This window comes from Streptococcus sp. AM43-2AT, assembly GCF_003603405.1.
GTDB classification, from domain to species: Bacteria; Bacillota; Bacilli; order Lactobacillales; family Streptococcaceae; genus Streptococcus; species Streptococcus ilei.
In genome coordinates this window covers 87,939-106,971 of sequence record NZ_QTND01000005.1, presented here as the reverse complement: position 1 = coordinate 106,971, position 19,033 = coordinate 87,939, and the positions used below count along the sequence as shown (strand labels likewise).

At 36.8% G+C, this 19,033-nt stretch carries 15 protein-coding genes and 3 tRNA genes; 11 read left to right on the top strand and 7 right to left on the bottom strand.

Features of this window, described 5'->3' with window-relative positions:
• Positions 1 to 72 precede the first annotated feature (72 nt).
• The 3 genes from dnaA to DW930_RS09935 all read right to left on the bottom strand — a co-directional run bounded on the left by dnaA (position 73) and on the right by DW930_RS09935 (position 3,698).
• Entirely contained in the window at positions 73 to 1,443 is a 1,371-nt protein-coding gene (gene dnaA / locus DW930_RS09945) for a chromosomal replication initiator protein DnaA (RefSeq protein ID WP_123159948.1), read from the bottom strand.
• 249 nt (positions 1,444 to 1,692) lie between these two features.
• Positions 1,693 to 2,454, bottom strand: a complete 762-nt coding sequence (locus DW930_RS09940; protein ID WP_023024814.1) for a ParB/RepB/Spo0J family partition protein — start codon at positions 2,452 to 2,454, stop codon at positions 1,693 to 1,695.
• 65 nt (positions 2,455 to 2,519) lie between these two features.
• Positions 2,520 to 3,698: a S1C family serine protease gene (locus DW930_RS09935; protein WP_123159947.1), complete on the bottom strand. Its 1,179-nt coding sequence runs from the start codon at positions 3,696 to 3,698 to the stop codon at positions 2,520 to 2,522.
• A 202-nt stretch (positions 3,699 to 3,900) separates the two neighbouring features.
• Between DW930_RS09935 and rlmH the strand changes: the two genes are divergently transcribed.
• The 7 genes from rlmH (at position 3,901) to DW930_RS09900 (ending at position 7,155) form a co-directional block, all read left to right on the top strand.
• Positions 3,901 to 4,380 (top strand): 23S rRNA (pseudouridine(1915)-N(3))-methyltransferase RlmH, encoded by a 480-nt coding sequence (gene rlmH / locus DW930_RS09930; protein WP_023024810.1) that lies wholly within the window; start codon positions 3,901 to 3,903, stop codon positions 4,378 to 4,380.
• 44 nt (positions 4,381 to 4,424) lie between these two features.
• Positions 4,425 to 4,498 (top strand) — tRNA-Arg (locus DW930_RS09925).
• A 240-nt stretch (positions 4,499 to 4,738) separates the two neighbouring features.
• A complete protein-coding gene (locus DW930_RS09920) occupies positions 4,739 to 4,882 on the top strand; it encodes a bacteriocin (RefSeq protein ID WP_023024808.1) in 144 nt (47 codons plus the stop codon).
• Complete coding sequence (locus DW930_RS10620) at positions 4,882 to 6,201, top strand: GHKL domain-containing protein (RefSeq protein ID WP_243635772.1); 1,320 nt, start codon at positions 4,882 to 4,884, stop codon at positions 6,199 to 6,201. Before DW930_RS09920 ends, DW930_RS10620 begins: the two co-directional genes overlap by 1 nt.
• A complete protein-coding gene (locus DW930_RS09910; RefSeq protein WP_123159946.1) occupies positions 6,202 to 6,954 on the top strand; it encodes a response regulator transcription factor in 753 nt (250 codons plus the stop codon). It abuts the gene before it with no gap.
• Positions 6,955 to 7,001: 47 nt separating this feature from the next.
• Positions 7,002 to 7,073, top strand: a tRNA-Glu gene (locus tag DW930_RS09905).
• Positions 7,074 to 7,081: 8 nt separating this feature from the next.
• Positions 7,082 to 7,155, top strand: a tRNA-Asn gene (locus DW930_RS09900).
• Between the two features lie 231 nt (positions 7,156 to 7,386).
• On the opposite strand, the gene DW930_RS09890 is transcribed toward DW930_RS09900, so the two are convergent.
• Together DW930_RS09890 and DW930_RS09885 are read right to left on the bottom strand one after the other, a co-directional pair.
• Positions 7,387 to 9,984, bottom strand: coding sequence for a YfhO family protein (locus DW930_RS09890; protein WP_207801611.1), 2,598 nt, complete (start codon positions 9,982 to 9,984; stop codon positions 7,387 to 7,389).
• 53 nt (positions 9,985 to 10,037) lie between these two features.
• Positions 10,038 to 11,660 carry an ATP-binding cassette domain-containing protein gene (locus DW930_RS09885; protein WP_006595336.1) on the bottom strand — a complete coding sequence of 541 codons (1,623 nt, stop codon included), beginning with the start codon at positions 11,658 to 11,660 and terminating at the stop codon, positions 10,038 to 10,040.
• A 420-nt stretch (positions 11,661 to 12,080) separates the two neighbouring features.
• Here DW930_RS09885 and trpS point away from each other — a divergent pair, with 420 nt between their 5' ends.
• Both trpS and guaB read left to right on the top strand, forming a co-directional pair.
• A complete protein-coding gene (gene trpS / locus DW930_RS09880) occupies positions 12,081 to 13,106 on the top strand; it encodes a tryptophan--tRNA ligase (protein WP_023024798.1) in 1,026 nt (341 codons plus the stop codon).
• 167 nt (positions 13,107 to 13,273) lie between these two features.
• Positions 13,274 to 14,755, top strand: a complete 1,482-nt coding sequence (gene guaB, locus DW930_RS09875) for an IMP dehydrogenase (RefSeq protein ID WP_042361445.1) — start codon at positions 13,274 to 13,276, stop codon at positions 14,753 to 14,755.
• A gap of 81 nt (positions 14,756 to 14,836) precedes the next feature.
• Here the strand turns inward: guaB and recF are convergent, their stop codons facing one another.
• Together recF and yaaA are read right to left on the bottom strand one after the other, a co-directional pair.
• Positions 14,837 to 15,925, bottom strand: a complete 1,089-nt coding sequence (recF, locus tag DW930_RS09870; RefSeq protein WP_123159944.1) for a DNA replication/repair protein RecF — start codon at positions 15,923 to 15,925, stop codon at positions 14,837 to 14,839.
• Position 15,926: 1 nt separating this feature from the next.
• Positions 15,927 to 16,298 (bottom strand): S4 domain-containing protein YaaA, encoded by a 372-nt coding sequence (gene yaaA / locus DW930_RS09865; RefSeq protein ID WP_023024793.1) that lies wholly within the window; start codon positions 16,296 to 16,298, stop codon positions 15,927 to 15,929.
• A 152-nt stretch (positions 16,299 to 16,450) separates the two neighbouring features.
• Between yaaA and DW930_RS09860 the strand changes: the two genes are divergently transcribed.
• Together DW930_RS09860 and DW930_RS09855 are read left to right on the top strand one after the other, a co-directional pair.
• Positions 16,451 to 17,701: a pitrilysin family protein gene (locus DW930_RS09860; RefSeq protein ID WP_123159943.1), complete on the top strand. Its 1,251-nt coding sequence runs from the start codon at positions 16,451 to 16,453 to the stop codon at positions 17,699 to 17,701.
• Complete coding sequence (locus DW930_RS09855) at positions 17,698 to 18,984, top strand: pitrilysin family protein (protein WP_023024790.1); 1,287 nt, start codon at positions 17,698 to 17,700, stop codon at positions 18,982 to 18,984. Before DW930_RS09860 ends, DW930_RS09855 begins: the two co-directional genes overlap by 4 nt.
• Positions 18,985 to 19,033 lie beyond the last annotated feature (49 nt).

Below are 19,033 nucleotides of genomic sequence, written 5' to 3'. Positions count from 1 at the left end.
AGGAATTGAAAAGTTCCTTGTTTACAACATGTGGAAAAAGAAGCAAGTTTTTCTATGATTGTCCACATGAGATTACTTTAATTTTTTCTTGATAGTTTGAATCTCGAGTCTGAGATTGTCATCAATTTCGATCATCCCTTTGATTTTTTCATAAGCATGCATGACTGTTGTGTGGTCTTTTCCTCCAAATTCACGACCAATACGGGGAAGACTATTATCAGTCATTTCGCGGGCGAGGTACATCGCTACTTGTCGAGCTAGGACAATATTTTGAACCCGTCGAGTGCCTTTCATTTCATTGACACTGACATTGTAAAATTTTCCAACCTCAGCTTGAATCTTTTCAATAGGAATTACAGTGATTTGTAAAGATTCATTCTTACGAGCTCGAATGGCTTCGGCTGCGACATCAATTGTAATATCTTTGATTTTTTTAACTCTTGCCACGAGAGAAATATCATTCAAAGCACCTTCTAAGTCTCGGACGTTCGAATCAAATTGACCTGCTAGGTATTCAAGGGTATCATCTGGGAAAGTAAAGTCTAGGTCTTCGATTTTATTTCTCAAAATAGCAATTCGCGTTTCAAAATCTGGTGGTGTAATATTTTGAGTCAAGCCCCACTTAAAGCGCGTGACTAGACGTTCTTCTAAGCTATCTAAATGATCAGGACTACGATCGCTGGTTAGGACAATCTGCTTATTATCCCCATAAAGAGCATTAAAGGTATTAAAGAACTCTTCTTGAGTTGTAACCTTTTTCCCTCCAAGAGATTGAATATCATCAATTAAGAGCAGATCCAAGTTTCGATAGGTTTTTTTAAAGGTATCCATATCATTGAGGCGAAGACGCTCTAAAAATTCATTGATAAAGGATTCTGCTGGGATGTATTTTACTCGAGCATTTGGGTAGTTTTCCATAATCTGATTCCCAATTGCGTTGAGCAAATGCGTTTTTCCTAAACCAGGTCCTCCATAGATAAATAAAGGATTATAAGTGGTAGCTAGGTTTTCAGAAACTGCTAAAGCGGCAGCCAAAGCCCATTGATTTCCGTCTCCACTTACAAAATTATCAAAGGTGTATTTCTTTTTTAACCCTGTTTGGATAGGAGGCAAATCGATGATTGGAGTATGGCTAACTGCATAGTCTCTATTCGTTTCTGAAAGAGGGATAAACTCTTTTTCTTCTTCCTCTTCTTCAAGATTGAATTGATAGGAAATGGTTAATTCTACTGCATAAATTTCAAAACCAGCAGTCAGAATCACCTTTGTCATATTCTCTTCCCAGAATAATTTCTTTACTTCCGCATCTAAATAAATAATGGCTTCTTGTTGATCGACTTTGATGAGTCTTGAAGTAAGGACAAAATAGTCAAAAATTTCTTTTTTAAATGTCTTTTTACTTAATTCAATCACACGATTCCAGAAGGTTTCTTCTCTTGACACCTATCGCCCTCCTATTCATTTTTACTTGCTATGTTTTTCTTATTTTATCATAAAAGGAGGGAGTTTTCCACAACTTGTTCTGAGGGAATAAAAAAGAGTTTTTTCCACAATATGTGAATAGTTATCCCCAATGTGTGTAGAAGTTTTCCACAAGTTGGGGATAAGATAGAATAAAGTAGGAATAGCAAGTAAAGAAGAGTTGTAAATAAGTGGATAAATCTGTTAATTGTTCTATAAAAAATAACAGCCTCATTTGAGACTGTTAATAATTCGTTGGTATTCATCAAGGTTGTTAAATGAAATATGAATACTTCCTTTTTCTTGTTTCGTCAGATGGATTTCTACTTCGGTTCCTAGAATCTTTTTTAGTCTATTTTCTTCCTGTGCTAAAAAGAGTTCTTTCTCTTTTTTACTTGGTGTTTTCTTTTTTTGACCAACCTTTTCTTCCAAACTACGAACGCTTAGTCCTTCTTTCAGAATTCGTTCCAGCCAATAGATTTGTAGATCTTCCTTTAAGGGAACTAAAATACGGGCATGTCCTTGTGAAATTTTCTCGTTTTTGATAGCGTCTTTGACAGCTGGTGAGAGATGAAGTAAGCGGACCATGTTGCTGATGTAAGGACGAGATTTTCCCATAAATTGAGCAATTTCTTCATGGGTAGCCCCTTTATCAATAAGATGTTGGTAGGATTCGGCCTCTTCAATTGGATTCAAATCTTCTCTTTGTAAATTTTCGATAATGGCTTGTTTGATCATGTCATCATCTGATAATTCTCTTATAATCGCAGGGATTTCTTTGAAACCAGCCATTTGAGCTGCTCGGTAGCGTCTTTCTCCAGCAAGTAGTTCATAACCAACAATAGGAGATTTTCGAACAATAATAGGTTGGATTAATCCATTTTCTTTGATTGAGGCTGCGAGTTCTTCTAATTTCTCTTTTACAAAGGTTTGACGAGGTTGAAAAGGATTGGTTCGTATTTGCTTTACGTCAATAATATCAATTTTTTCCATGATGTATATAGCATAACACACCTTTACAATTTCGTAAAGGTGTGTTGACACTGTTGTAAATTTACTTAATTTCCAAGATTTTCTGTTGATTTTGTAAGTTCAATGGTTGCTGTTTTTTGCTTACCATCTCTATAGAAAATGACTTTGATTTCATCACCAATTTGATGAGAATAGAGGGCAGATTGTAAATCTGCAGTTGATTCAATGGTTGTATCATCGATTTTTGTAATGATATCTAATCGACGTAAATGTTTGGATGCCGGCATATCATTTTCAACTGAGCGAACAAGAACCCCACCTTTGAGTTTGCTTGGAATGTCTAATTGGCTAAGATCAGAAGAGGATAGACTAGCCAGGTCCATCATGGTAATTCCAAGTGCTGGACGAATGACTTTACCATCTTTTTCTAAATGTTCAATAATATTTTGCACATCATTTACAGGAATAGCAAATCCCATTCCTTCAACCGCAGTTTGCCCATTTGAAGAAATTTTACTTGAGGTAATTCCGATGACTTGTCCCTGAATATTGATAAGGGGACCACCAGAATTCCCTGGGTTGATTGCAGCATCCGTTTGCAAAGCTTTTGTAGACACATTTTGACCGTCTTCTGATTTGAGCTTCACAGTACGTCCAAGACTAGAAACAATCCCTTGAGTAACGGAATTGGCAAATTTTGTCCCTAAAGGACTACCAATAGCGATTGCGGTCTCTCCGACGGTCAATTTAGATGAATCCCCAAATTCAGCCACGGTCGTAACGTTATCTGAACTGATTTTGACAACCGCAATATCTGAGAAGGTATCTGAACCAACAACTTCTCCAGAAACCTTGTTTCCATCTGCAAAAAGAATGTCGGCTTGTGTTGCTCCCATTAACACGTGAGCATTGGTTACTACATAAGCATCCTTACCATCTTTTTTATAGATAACACCTGAACCTTCACTAGCTACTTCTGGATCAGAGTCTGTTTCTCCATTAATAAAGCCTTTTTCAGAGGTTTCAGCGTAGGTAATAACAGAAACAACTGCATTTTTAACCTTATCAACAGCTTCACTAGTTGATGTTGTATTCTTATAAGCGCGATTGACTTTGGTAGATTTTATTTCTTGGCTAGAATTTGCAGAATTCCCTTTGGTAAACTGGAAAGAGGTTAAGGTTCCTAAAATTCCTCCAGTAAAACCAATGACAAGAACAAGTAAAAGTTGCAAAGCTTTTTTTAGAAAATTTGATGATTGTTTCATAGTTTTCTCCTATTTATTCCAATTATGGAAAATTATAGATCTAGTTTCTTAATTATAACTTAAAATAGAAATTTTTTCCACAACTTGTGGAAAACTGTGTATAAGTGTGAAAAACATGAGTATAGAGCCATTTTTTTAATGATATATTCAAGTGAATTTGTTGAAGACTTGTGTATAAGTTCATTTGTGTTAGAATATGAATATGAAAATTAAGATTGTAACCGTTGGAAAATTAAAAGAAAAGTATTTAAAAGATGGAATTGCTGAATATACTAAACGCTTGGGTCGGTTTACGAAGGTAGAAATGGTAGAATTGCCGGATGAGAAAACTCCAGATCGGGCCAGTGACTTAGAAAATCAGCAAATACTTGAAAAAGAAGGAAATCGCATTTTAGCAAAAGTTGGCGATCGTGAGTATGTGATTGCCTTAGCGATTGAAGGACAACAATTTCCATCTGAGAAGTTTAGTCAAACCTTAGAAGAGGTAACTGTACGAGGGTATTCTGAAATTACTTTTGTGATTGGAGGGAGCCTAGGCTTGTCTCCAGCTGTAAAAAAACGAGCGAATTTACTCATGAGTTTTGGAAAGTTAACTCTTCCCCATCAATTGATGAAGCTTGTTTTGATAGAACAAATCTATCGGGCATTTATGATTCAACAGGGAAGTCCCTACCATAAATGAATCTTGACGCTCCTCCTATTTTCTGATAGAATAAAAGGACATCTGGTCTCATAGCTCAGCTGGATAGAGCATTCGCCTTCTAAGCGAACGGTCGCAGGTTCGAATCCTGCTGGGATCAAAATAAAAAACGTGATTTTTATACAAATCACGTTTTTTTGTTATCTATTTTTTTAAAGAAACTAGATTTTTTTAAAACATATGGGATAAAAAAATTGCAAAAACTAGATTTTCGTTCCAAATAGCTGTAAAAATGAACCAAATAGCGGAAATGTTAAAAAAGTCTTTGATTTTTTACTAAAATTTATGTATATTAAATTTAATAATTTAATAACCAAATAAATTATAAGGAGTTTTTTTTATGAAAAATAATCCATCAACAGTTTCTAAGGCATTTAAAGTTCTCACAGAAAAAGAATTGCAGCAAATTTGTGGAGGGGATAAACGGAGAAAGAATAGTGTTGGTGAACTTATTAATCTAATTTTTGGTAGGGGAGGAAACTGATGTTTCTAAATACTCTATCTTTAATCTTAACTATTTTTATAATTTTTTTATCTTTTTTAAAAATTGATCAAAAACTTAATAAATATAGTAAACAATTGATTTTAGGATCTGGTGTTGTTGCTGTATTTGTCATCACAGCGGTCTTAGATTACTTTGATTTAAATATTGATTATCTAATGTTATGTCTATGGCCACTGTTTCTGTACCTTTATTACTATTTTATTTGTAATATTCAACGTCAGATAGCTATTTTATATTCATTCGTCATTTATTTAGCAGTTGAAAGTACAGATACATTTTTATCTGTAATCACTTCTTCTGTTTTTGGTGATAGTATAATTCATCAATGTTCTGACTATTATTTTTTGACTCTCCGAATTATCTCACTTGTTTTAATCATGAAGATATTAACCATTCTCGAAGTGAATCTTCTTTATTTTAAAGAGCGGGTTTTTAAGAAATTTGTCCAGGAATTGATTGTTAGTTATCTTATTTTAACCTTAGTATTGAATGCTTCTCATTGGATAAGTGATATTGGTCATTTCAATAGTTTTGGTAGTATGGTAGCAACGATTTGTTTCTTGATGTTTGTCGGAACCTTGGTTCAAATGAAGACGGTTCGAGACCGTTATGAAAAGAAAATGGAGTTGAAGCAAAAGAGGTTTGAACAGCGCCAAATGGAACAGTATATGAATAAAATTCAAGGCCTTTATTTAGAATTAAAAGGTTTTCGTCATGATTTTGGAAATATTATCACTTCTTTAAATTTGGCGATTGAGGAAGAGAATATTGAGGATATTAAACGAATTCAAAGAGATGTTCTTGAGGAATGCTATGGCCAACTCCAAAAAGAAGAATATACAGGATTTGACCTAGGAAATATTCGAGATTCTGCTTTGAGAAGTATCTTAAGTAGGGGATGGATTTATGCGGAGGAAATGGGTGTTAAACTAACCTTTGAAACAGAAGACATTATTGAAAAGGTTCCAATGAGATTGTTGGATCTCGTACGAACTGTCGGAATTTTAGTCAATAATGCTATTGAAGCTGCTAAAATGAGTCAAGAAAAAGAAGTTCAAATAGCGGTTTTTAATATGCCAAATGGAGTGCATCTGATTATAAAGAACTCTATTTCTGATGAGCCGATTAATTGGAATCGACTCTATGAAAAGGGATTTTCAACTAAAGGGGATCGTAGAGGAATGGGCCTTGCGATTGTAAAAGATCTTATTGGAGAATATGCTGCGATTTTTCTAGAGACAGAATTAATCAATGGAAGATTTACGCAGAGCTTAGTTATTGGAGAGAAAGGAATATAGATGAATATTGTATTGCTAGAGGACGAAATTTCTCAACAAGTTCGAGTAGAGAAACATGTGAAAGCTATCGCTGAGGAGGAAGGCCTACGATTAAATATTGTTTCAACCAGTAAAATAACTGAACTAAAGGAATATCTAACCAATGGTGATTTTCATCAGCTTTTCTTCCTTGACATTGATATCAAAGGGGATGAAAAAGCTGGTATCAAGGCAGCTCAAATGATTCGTGAGGTCAATCCTTTTGCGATTATTGCCTTTATCACGACGAAATCGGAATTTGCTACCATCACTTATCGTTACAAGGTATCAGCTCTCGAATTTATTGAAAAAACCTTAAATGAAAACTTGTTTAAAGAAAAAATTCGAGAATGCATTCTCTACTTGAAGAAGAATGTGATTGAAAATAAAAATATCGTTGATTTCTTTGAGTATAGTTTCAAAAATATGGAAATTCGAGTTCCATATCGAGATATATTGTACATTGAGACAACTGGAGTTTCCCACAAATTGCGACTTGTTGGAAAGAATTTTCAAAAGGAATTTTTAGGGACTATCAAGGATATACTTGAAAAAGATGTAGACAATCATTTCTTTAGTCCCAATCAGTCCTATCTAGTGAATCAAAGAATGATTGTCAATTTTGATCGTCGCAAGAGACTCTTGATGTTAGAAGAGGAGACAACTTGCCCTGTCTCTCGTACACAGGTGAAAAAGGTCGAAAAATTATTAAATAAAATACAGAAAAAGGCTTGACAATTTTTGAATCGATGGTATAATGGGATATGTTCTGTTAATGACATGGTCCGTTGGTCAAGGGGTTAAGACACCGCCTTTTCACGGCGGTAACACGGGTTCGAATCCCGTACGGACTATATCTCATTCCGCCATAGCTCAGTTGGTAGTAGCGCATGACTGTTAATCATGATGTCGTAGGTTCGAGTCCTACTGGCGGAGCTAAACTAGCATCCTAAGGGATGCTTTTTTTGTTTAAAATAAGAGAGTGGGACAGAAATCGGTAATTCGTTAGAATTCGATTTCGTCGTCCCACCTCCGCACAGTTGAGTAGGGCTGTAAAAGCTGATGAAATCAGCGTAGTAGAGCCCACTCAACCACTGCGTCTTGCTCGACAATCCAAAGATAATTGAGAGGCTAGGACTTTTGTCCCAGCCTCTTTATGATGCATCTCTACTGATTTTTTGAGGATTGAGATCTATTTCGAATAGCATTGTAGCCAGCGAAGGAAAGAATCCCAAGTAGAAAAGCGATGGTTCCTTCTTTCAACCCATGTGGAATAAACTGTAGAATAACCTGTCCTTTTCCTTTAGGGACATCAACAGCCATGAATCCTTTTTGAGCTCTTCGAATAGGGACAGGCTGGTCATCCATCGTCGCTGTCCACCCTTTATCATAAGGAAGTGTGAAAAAGAGACTTGTATGATGATCTGCTGTAAAATCTGCAGTGACAGTATTTCCTTTGGTTTGCACATGAACTTCTTGTTGGTGTAAAGTTTCAAAGGCTTCCTGGTAGGCTTGAAGGTTCAAAGCAAAAAATTCTGGATTTTGGAAGGTTACTGTCGAATTTTCAGGGAAGGCAATTCGAATCTTAACAGTTTCTCCTGCTTTAAAGTGACCAATGGTGAAGAAGGGAAATACATTGTCTGTTGTATAGCGGTTAACTTGGCCATTCGTGATGATTTCAACGTCGGTATAATCTTCATTCTCAAATTCTAAAGAAGGAAGATTTACATAAAGTTGACTATCATTTTGAACGTAGAGCTCATATTCGATACTGGCATAAGTTAGAAAACTATCTGCTTCAACTTTAGCCTTTTGAGGTCCTTGAGCAGGATTGTCTGAGCTAGTTTTCAGTGGATATAATCGCTGATAGAAGGTCAAGGATTGGCCTGTTAGATGATTGAGAAAATTCTTTTGGTTATCCAAGGTTAGATTAGAAAATTGGATATCCTTGTAGGGACTTGCTGTTAGAAATGCTAGTGAAAGAGCTTTTTCATTTTGATATAAGGTCTGGTTTCCTTGAGTTTCCAATTTATGAAAAGCAAACTTTTGAGGATTTCTATCTGTAATATTGTATTTGATCCCGAACAGACTGTCCATTAGTAAAGTATTGTTTTGATAGCGTAGGTTTAAGTTCGTTCCATCTGATTTAAAACCAAGTTTGTCCAAGGTCGAACTGGTATCTGTATTTCTGACAGATGAAAATTGGGAAATCCCTCTAAAATTGTATTTCATACTATCATTACCTGTTTGAGGTTGGAGAATCTCTGTTCGGTAAAAATTTTGATCATCCTGTAAACTTGATGTCAATTTATCAATTGCTGGAATCTTTCCTTGATAAGAAGAACGAGCTGCAAATACCCATTCATTTGCAATCCCATCTATCTGATAATAACTGTTTATACTGATTTCAAACAGACAGAAGAAAAGAATCACAGCAGAAAAAATTGTATAAGAAAGTTTACGAACTGTAAAGGCAAGTGTCACAGTTAAAAAAACAAGAAGAAATTCTAGTGTCAATACATAATGACTGCTTGTTAAGAAATGATAGTGTTTGCGATAGATAAAAGTCAGAATAAAGCCAATGCTAACTAAACTAAAAGCTAGACAGAGGCGTTGCCAATTGATTTCTTTTATCCGATTGAGGACTTCTGCTGCCATGAACAAAATAGTCAATGAAAATAGCCAGGCATAACGGTGAAGAAACATATTGGGAGCATGCATCCCCTGCCAGAATAAATCTAAAGCTTGTAAATAGAAGCTTGCAATAAGAATGACTAATAAAGTCAAATAGGCTAGTTTCACGTGAAACCTAATCGATTTGACAAAGAAAAATAGAAAGGCAAGTAAAAACGGGAAGAGACCAACATAGATCATAGGGATAGCCCCATATTTTGTTGTGTCGAAGCTACCAATTAAGTTTTTTGCAAAGACGTCTAAGTACCAACTATTTTCTGTAAAGGTTCTTGTTATCTTAGTAAAGTTTTCCCCATGAGTTCGTAAATCTAAAAGAGTGGGGTAAATCATGATCAAGCTAGTGATCCCTGATAAAATTGACACAATTGTAAAGTCTAAAAAGGAAGATATTCTTTTTTTAAAGTTCCAGGAAAGCTGCGTACAATACCATAAAGTTAAGAAAATAGCCATCATAAATCCAAAATAATAATTCTGGATGAAGAGGATAGTCAAGCTTGTAAAGTAGAGGACACGCTTCTTCTGAGTCATTAAACGGTGTAAACCTAACAGAATGAGAGGAGCTAAAATAAAGACATCGAGCCAGGTTTTGATTTCAATCTGGCTGATAGAGAAACTCATTAAAGCAAATGAAGTTGACAGTGAAAGGATCAAGAATTTTTGTAGTTGAGGATAGATTCCTTTAATGGAGTGATAAGTTGACAACCCTATCAATCCTATTTTTATCAGTGTAAAGAGATAGACGGAATCAACCATGGATAAACTGTCAAAGAAGAAGACAAAGGGAGATAAAAAACTGCCCAAATAATAGCTAGAAAGAGCGTAAAAATTTAAGCCCAGTCCACTTGTAAAGCTGTAAAAAAGGCTGTCGGTTCCGTGTAAAATATTTCGTAAGGTAACGTCGAAAATAACGTATTGATGAAAACCATCGCCTAATAAAGGAGAAGTCTCACTACCCCAATAAATACCTTGACTGAGGTAGACAAAAAATAAGATTGTAAAGGGAAGTAAAAAAGCTGTAAAGTAAAATATGATGGGGTGTGATAAATATTTTTTAAATTTCATATACTCTATTGAAAGACCCTGAAACAAAGGTTCCAGGGTTTTTGATCATTTTGAGTGATTTCTTAGTCTTTCCAAAGTTCTTTGACTTTTGCTTGAACTTCTTGGTTTTCTAAGAATTCGTCATAGGTTTCATCAATCCGGTCAATAACACCATTTTTTGAAAGAACAATGATATGGTTGGCAAGAGTTTGAATAAACTCATGGTCGTGACTGGCAAAGATGATCGATTCTTTGAAGTTTTTCAATCCATCGTTTAAGCTTGAAATAGATTCCAAATCCAAGTGATTTGTAGGATCGTCAAGTACAAGAACGTTTGACTTCAAAAGCATGAGTTTTGAAAGCATCACGCGTACCTTTTCTCCCCCTGACAAGACGTTTACAGGCTTGTTAACCTCGTCTCCAGAAAAGAGCATACGTCCGAGGAATCCACGAAGGAAGGTATTGTCATCTTCTTCTTTACTTGCGAATTGACGGAGCCAGTCAAGGATCGACTCTCCACCTGCAAAGTCAGCTGAATTGTCTTTTGGTAAGTAAGAGCGACTAGTTGTGACACCCCACTTGACAGTTCCTTCATATTCGATTTCACCCATAATAGCGCGGATCAAGGCAGTTGTTTGGATGTCGTTTTGTCCGATAAGAGCTGTCTTGTCACCTGGACGCAAGATGAAGCTGATGTTGTCAAGTATAGTTTCACCGTCAATCTTTACAGATAAGTTTTCTACTGTCAACAAATCATTCCCGATTTCTCGTTCAGCTTTAAAGCTGATAAATGGGTATTTCCGGCTAGATGGGACAATTTCTTCTAACTGAATCTTGTCAAGCATCTTTTTACGCGAAGTTGCCTGTTTAGATTTTGAAGCATTGGCAGAGAAACGAGCCACAAATTCTTGTAATTGTTTGATTTTTTCTTCTGCTTTGGCATTACGATCTGCTAACAACTTGGCAGCCAGTTCAGATGATTCTTTCCAGAAATCATAGTTACCGACATAGAGTTTGATTTTTCCAAAGTCCAGGTCGGCCATGTGAGTACAGACTTTATTCAAGAAGTGACGGTCGTGGGATACAACGATAACAGTATTCTCAAAATCAATCAAGAAATCTTCTAGCCAGGTAATGGATTGAATATCAAGACCGTTGGTCGGCTCGTCCAAAAGAAGGACATCTGGTTTACCAAAGAGAGCTTTGGCTAGGAGGACTTTCACTTTATCCCCATTTGCTAGTTCACTCATATTTTGGTAGTGGAGCTCTTCTGGAATATTCAGGTTTTGGAGGAGTTGTGAAGCTTCGCTTTCTGCTTCCCAACCACCTAGTTCAGCGAATTCTCCTTCAAGCTCTGCTGCACGGACACCATCTTCATCTGAAAAATCTTCCTTCATATAGATAGCATCTTTTTCTTTCATGATGCTATAAAGTTTTTCATTTCCCATGATAACGACGTCAATGGCACGCTCATCTTCGTAATCAAAGTGATTTTGACGAAGAACAGAAAGACGTTCGTCTGGACCAAGAGAGATGTGACCAGTTGTTGGTTCAATATCCCCAGCTAAAATTTTTAAAAAGGTTGATTTCCCAGCACCATTGGCCCCAATCAAACCATAGGTATTTCCTTCTGTAAATTTGATGTTAACATCATCAAACAATTTTCGATCACTAAAACGTAGTGAGACGTCTGTTACTGTTAGCACGTATATTTCTCCTCTATTTCTGTCTATATAAGCCTATTTTACTAGAAAACGCTTGATTTTTCAATGAATACCCTTAAGCATTTGAGGGAGATGATTATGGAGGATAAAAGAGAGAAGAACTTGACTTTCCCTTGATGTCATTATATAATGAAAATCAATCAGAAGAGTAGTCTAGATTCGTTTTTTAGAGAGCTTATGGTCGCTGAAAATAAGCAATGAACTAGCATGAAATGGACTGATATTCAAATAGAATCTGAACCAATAGAGATTCGGCTAGCAGGCCTTATGTGCAGCTCATTTGTGATGAGCCAGAGGGAACACCAGATGTTGTTCTAAGTGAGGTGGCACCGTGTCTCAGACGCCCTCGCATAGTTTTTGCTATGCGTGGGCTTTTATTTTGTACTTCAGGGAGGAAGAAAAATGACTAAGCCGATTATTTTAACTGGAGATCGCCCGACTGGGAAACTCCATATTGGACACTATGTCGGTTCATTGAAGAATCGAGTTCTTATGCAAAACGAAGACAAGTACCAGATGTTTGTCTTTTTAGCAGACCAGCAAGCCCTAACGGATCATGCTAAAGACCCACAAACCATTGTCGAATCCATCGGAAACGTTGCTCTAGACTATTTAGCAGCTGGATTGGATCCAAATAAATCAACCATTTTTATTCAGAGTCAAATCCCTGAGCTAGCGGAATTGACCATGTATTACATGAATTTGGTCTCTGTTTCACGTTTGGAACGCAACCCAACCGTTAAGACAGAAATTGCTCAAAAAGGGTTCGGAGAGTCTATTCCATCTGGTTTCTTGGTTTATCCTGTTTCTCAAGCAGCAGATATTACCGCTTTTAAAGCCAATCTGGTACCTGTTGGGACCGACCAAAAGCCCATGATTGAGCAAACACGTGAAATCGTCCGTTCCTTTAATCATGCCTATCATTGTGATGTCTTGGTTGAACCAGAGGGAATTTTCCCAGAAAATGAGGCGGCGGGTCGTTTGCCTGGTCTGGATGGAAATGCCAAAATGTCTAAATCTCTTGGGAATGGCATCTATTTAGCGGATGATATGGACACCTTGAAGAAAAAGGTGATGAGTATGTACACGGACCCTGAGCATATTCGTGTCGAAGATCCAGGAAAAATCGAAGGAAATATGGTTTTCCATTATTTGGATGTTTTTGGAAAAGAAGAAGATCAGGTGACTATTCAAGACATGAAAGACCATTACCAAAGGGGTGGTTTAGGTGATGTTAAAACCAAACGCTATCTTTTAGAGATTCTAGAGAGAGAGTTGGGTCCTATTCGCGAACGGCGGATTGAATTTGCTAAAGATATGGGACAAGTCTATGATATGCTTCAAAAGGGTAGTGAAGTGGCTCGTTCTGTTGCAGCAGAAACGCTCGATCAAGTCAAGTCTGCTATGGGTTTGAACTATTTCAAATAAGCTCTTGATATGAAGATGATCTAATACAATAAATGATTCAAAAGAGGTTTCAACACCTCTTTTTGAAATATTGTACAAATGATTGACAAATTATCTTAGAATGGTATGATATTATCAATCAAAAAAGACGAGCTTGGCTCAAAAAGAAAGAAAAGAGGAAAATGGGAATGTCAAATTGGGACACTAAATTTTTGAAAAAAGGTTATACCTTCGATGATGTATTGCTCATTCCAGCTGAAAGTCATGTATTACCAAACGATGCAGATCTTCGTACAAAATTGGCGGATAACCTTGTGTTGAATATCCCAATCATCACAGCTGCAATGGATACAGTCACTGAAAGCCAAATGGCTATTGCCATTGCGCGTGCTGGAGGACTTGGCGTTATTCACAAAAATATGTCAATTACCCAACAAGCAGATGAAGTTCGTAAAGTAAAACGCTCTGAAAACGGCGTTATCATTGACCCATTTTTCTTAACACCTGAACATACCATTGCTGAAGCCAATGAACTCATGGGACGCTACCGTATCAGTGGTGTACCTGTTGTTGAAACCATGGAAAATCGTAAACTAGTTGGGATTTTGACCAACCGCGATTTGCGTTTTATTTCTGATTATGATCAACCAATTTCAAATCATATGACGAGCGAGAATCTAGTAACTGCACCAGTCGGTACTGATTTAGAGACCGCTGAACGGATTCTTCAAGAACACCGAATTGAAAAGTTGCCATTGGTAGACGAGAATGGTCGTTTGTCTGGTTTGATTACCATTAAGGATATTGAAAAAGTCATTGAGTTTCCAAATGCAGCTAAAGATGAATTTGGTCGTCTTTTAGTAGCAGGTGCGGTGGGTGTTACTTCTGACACATTTGAGCGTGCAGAAGCATTGTTTGAAGCTGGTGCAGATGCGATTGTGATCGATACGGCCCATGGTCATTCTGCAGGGGTTCTTCGTAAGATTGCTGAAATACGAGCTCATTTCCCAGATCGCACTTTGATTGCAGGTAATATTGCTACAGCTGAAGGAGCGCGTGCTCTCTATGATGCAGGTGTTGACGTCGTTAAGGTTGGAATTGGACCTGGTTCAATCTGTACAACTCGTGTAATTGCTGGTGTTGGGGTTCCTCAAGTTACAGCGATTTATGATGCAGCTGCTGTCGCGCGTGAATATGGAAAAACAATCATTGCTGACGGTGGAATCAAGTATTCTGGAGATATTGTAAAAGCTTTAGCTGCGGGTGGTCATGCAGTTATGCTTGGTTCCATGTTTGCCGGAACAGATGAAGCTCCTGGTGAAACTGAAATTTTCCAAGGACGTAAATTTAAGACCTATCGTGGTATGGGATCCATTGCAGCTATGAAGAAGGGATCTAGTGACCGCTACTTCCAAGGTTCTGTCAATGAAGCCAACAAATTGGTTCCAGAAGGAATCGAAGGTCGGGTTGCTTATAAAGGATCAGCAGCCGATATCGTCTTCCAAATGATTGGTGGTATTCGTTCTGGTATGGGCTATGTTGGAGCTGCCAACCTTCAAGAATTGCATGAAAATGCGCAATTTGTTGAAATGTCCGGGGCAGGTTTGAAAGAAAGTCATCCACATGATGTTCAAATTACCAACGAAGCACCAAACTACTCCGTTCAATAAAAAAGAAAAAGTGTGAAATTCTATGATTTCACACTTTTATTGTGTCAAATAGATGTAAACTTAAATTGACAACACTGTTAATTATTCGTCAATTTGACCTGAGTGAATATTGAAGATTTTTAAGTCTTCAGGCAAGTCTTTTAGGTGATCTAGAGTTGTAGTTGTAATAAATGTTTGGATGTCACGAGAGATAACTTCTAGTAAATGTAGTTGACGATTGTTGTCAAGTTCACTCATGACATCGTCTAAGAGTAAAATAGGCTTTTCATTCGTCAAGGATTCAATCAATGAAATCTCTGCTAGTTTTAATGAAAGAACAACACTGCGGTGCTGACCTTGGCTACCAAAAGTCGCATTCATGTCATTGATGTAAAAACTAATGTCATCTCGGTGAGGACCGACACTGGTTGTTTTTTTGATGAGATCCTTGGTCCGATTTTCTCGTAGTAATTTGATAAAAGTTGGGCGAAGTGTTTCTTCATCTTGAAAAGGAACAGAGGAGTCATACCGAATGGTGAGTTTTTCAGCTTGATTGGAAATTTCAAAATGTTTTTCCTGGCCAAAGTTTTCTAATTTTTTAAGAAAATCTTTCCGATGGATGCAGACTCGGCTACCATAATCTGCTAATTGTTCATCTAAAACATCTAAAAAGGTTGGATCTACTGTGTTCGCCGTTTTTAAGTAACTGTTGCGCTGCTTTAGAACATGATGATAGGCTGTTAAATCCGATAGATAAACGGGTTTCATCTGCCCTAAATCAATATCAATAAACTTGCGACGAAGAGAGGGTGATCCTTTAATGAGTTGTAAATCCTCTGGAGCAAAGAGAACCACATTCATGTTACCGATATATGTTGATAACTTGCTTTGTTTTAAGTGGTTCACTTTAGTGACTCTTCCTTTTGAGGATAAGGAAATTTCTAGAGGGATAGAGCCTGTCTTTTTTTCTAACACTCCTGAAACGGTAAATTGTTCCTCTTGAAAATGAATTAAATCTTTATCGGAACGAGTCCGATGGCTGCGGGTCAAGGCTAAAAAGTAGATAGACTCAAGGAGATTGGTTTTGCCTTGAGCATTTTGACCTAAGAAAATATTCAAACCGGAGTGGAATTGGAGTTCTACTTCTTTATAATTTCGAAATTTTTGAATATGTATGGATTTAAGCCACATATTATGTCCCTGGGAAACGAACGGGTTTCCGTTTGTTCTCCTCTTTTTTTGGTTTTGTGTCTTTTTTTTGTTTCTGTTCTTTGTTTAATTTCTTCACTAATTGAGCAACGCGTTCTTTTTCTAGCTTGTCCGCTTGGTAGTCTTCAATTTCTTCTGGACTAGGTTGCGTAATCGTTACGATTTCCTTATCACCAATTACTTTGATTGTATCTCCTACTCGTAATTTACGTCCTCTTCTGGTTTCCACTTCTCCATTGACCTCTACTTGATTTTCAAGTAAAAAGGCTTTGATAGCTCCACCGCTTTGGATGATTCCCAGTTCTTTAAATAGAGCTTGTAATGTGATAAATTCATCAAAAAGTTTATAGTTCATAGTTCACCTCAATGATTGTTATTATACCACAAAAGGATGAAAAACCTAAAATAGGGCGAGTCAGTGTAAACGTTTTTTAATCTGTCTGGGAAAGATTTTACTGGGATTTCATGATATAATGAAGAGTAATATTTGTTAGAACGAGGATGACGATGGAATTAGTTACTGGTGTTCGAATCCATTTTATGAAATCAGAAAAATTTAAGACCAATGAGATAAAAGTGCGATTCTCGGCCCCCCTTTCTGAAGAAACAATAGCAGGACGGGTTTTAGCCTCACGCATGATCGAAACAGCCAATCAACTTTACCCAACTTCTCAGCAATTTAGAGAACAGTTGGCGAACTTGTATGGAGCCAATTTTTCTACTTCTGTTTCAAAACGCGGCCAAACACACTACGTTGATATTAATTTATCCTATGTCCGTGATGCTTTTTTGAGCAAGAAAAATGTCTTGACAGATCAGATGCTGGATTTATTAAAGGTATCTCTTAATGCTCCTCTTGCAGAAAATGGATGCTTTCATTCAGAAACTTTTTTAGTAGAGAAAAAAAATCTTATCACAGAACTAGAAGCAGAAATTGAAAATCATTTTTATTATGCTCACCAACAATTGAATCGGTTGTTTTATGATCAAGCTGACATGAAACTAAGTAAGTATGGAAGTGTCCAGCAGATTCAGAATGAGGATGAAGAGTCAGCTTATGAAGCATTTCAAGAAATGCTTCAAACAAATCTGATTGACTTTTTCTTTATGGGTGATTTCAATGAACTAGCGGTCATTGAAAAGATCAGTAACTTTGGTTTACAACCTCGTAAATCTAATGTCAACCTTTTTTACACACAATCTTTCTCGAATGTTGTCAGAGAAGGACTGGAGCAGCGAGAGACTCATCAATCTATTTTAGAATTAGGTTATCACTTTCCTGTTCAGTATGGAGAGAAAGAGCATTTTGCTTTAATTGTTTTAAATGGTTTACTGGGCACTTTCTCTCACTCAAAATTGTTTACAGTCATCCGAGAAAAAGAAGGGTTGGCTTATACTATCTCCAGCCATTTTGATATTTTTTCTCATTTTATGCGTATCTATGCAGGGATTGATAGAAAAAATAGAACCCGGACGATGACTCTGATGAGTCGTCAAGTGAGTGACTTTAAGAGAGGGAAGTTTACCAGTGAAGAGTTGCGCTTGACAAAAGAAATGATAATAAATGCTGCAAAATTGTCGCAGGATCGACCTGGCACCTTGATTGAAAGAGCTTATCTAAAATCCACTTTAGGAAAACAGTTCTTGTCAATTGATGATTGGATTCAAGCCATTCAACTGGTGACGAAAGATGAAATTATGGCTGTTGCCAAATCACTCAAATTACAAGCGGTCTATTTTATGGAAGGAAGAGAATGATAAAGAAAGATTTGGAGAAAATAGAGTATCCAGCTGTTGGAGAATGCGTTTATCAGACAACTCTCCAAAATGGATTGAGGTTATATTTAATTCCAAAAACGGATTTTAATGAAAGCTATGCAATCATTTCTACTAAATTCGGTTCAGTTGACACAAGATTTACAATGGATGGAGTAGAAGGTGTAAAAGAATTTCCAGCAGGGATTGCACATTTTCTTGAACATAAATTATTTGAAGATCAAGACGGTCAAGATTATTTACAACATTTTGTACGGCTGGGGGCTGAAAGTAATGCTTTTACTAGCTTTACGCAGACCAGTTATCTCTTTTCGACTACCTCGTATGTCAATGAAAGTCTGAAATTGTTACTGGAGATGACACAGTCTCTTCATCTCTCAAAGGATTCTCTAAAGAAGGAACAATCGATTATTCAACAAGAAATCGAAATGTACCAAGATAGTCCTGACTATCAATTATTCTTTAGGGCGCTGGCGAATCTCTATCCAGATACACCATTGGCCCAAGATATTGCAGGTACTACAGCTTCTCTCTCTCAAATTGATGAAGAGAGTTTACAGGATAATTTCGATTTATTCTACCAACCATCCAACATGTATCTAGTAGTTGTCGGAAATTTTGATCTTGACAGTCTTGTGAACCTTGTTTCTGAATTTGAGATGAAAACTTCTTCAAATCCTCTTCCTCACATTTCACCTGTAGACTTAAATCCAGTTGTTCAAAATGAGACAAGTCGGATGGAAGTTGCTTCACCAAAATTAGCAATTGGAATTCGTGGAAGAAATCAAATTCCTCCTATGTACCAGTATCGCTACAAGATTATCCTCAAATTATTGTTTGCAATGATGTTTGGGTGGACATCCAAACGATTTCAGTCGCTTTATGAAGTTGGTAAACTTGACAACTCCTTGACATTAGAAATTGAAGTCGAGTCTTCGTTTCACTTTGTGATGTTAACGATGGATACTTCTGAACCTGTCAGTATATCACATCAGTTCAGAACTGCCATAAAGAATTTTGAGAAAGATCCCGATGTGACTCAAGAGCATTTGGATACGATTAAAAGCGAAATGTTTGGTGATTTTTTACATGGTTTGAATTCCTTGGATTATATTGCTACTCAATTTAATCCAATTGAGACGGGTGAAAATCTATTTGACCTTCCAAAAATTTTACAAAGTATTTCTTTACAAGACGTTGTAAAGGTTGGGCGAGACTTTGTCAACGCTTGTGATATGACGGACTTTATCATTTTTCCTAAATAATGGGAAAAGAATGGAATGATGATTTTGTCGAATTAAATCGAGGTCGGTT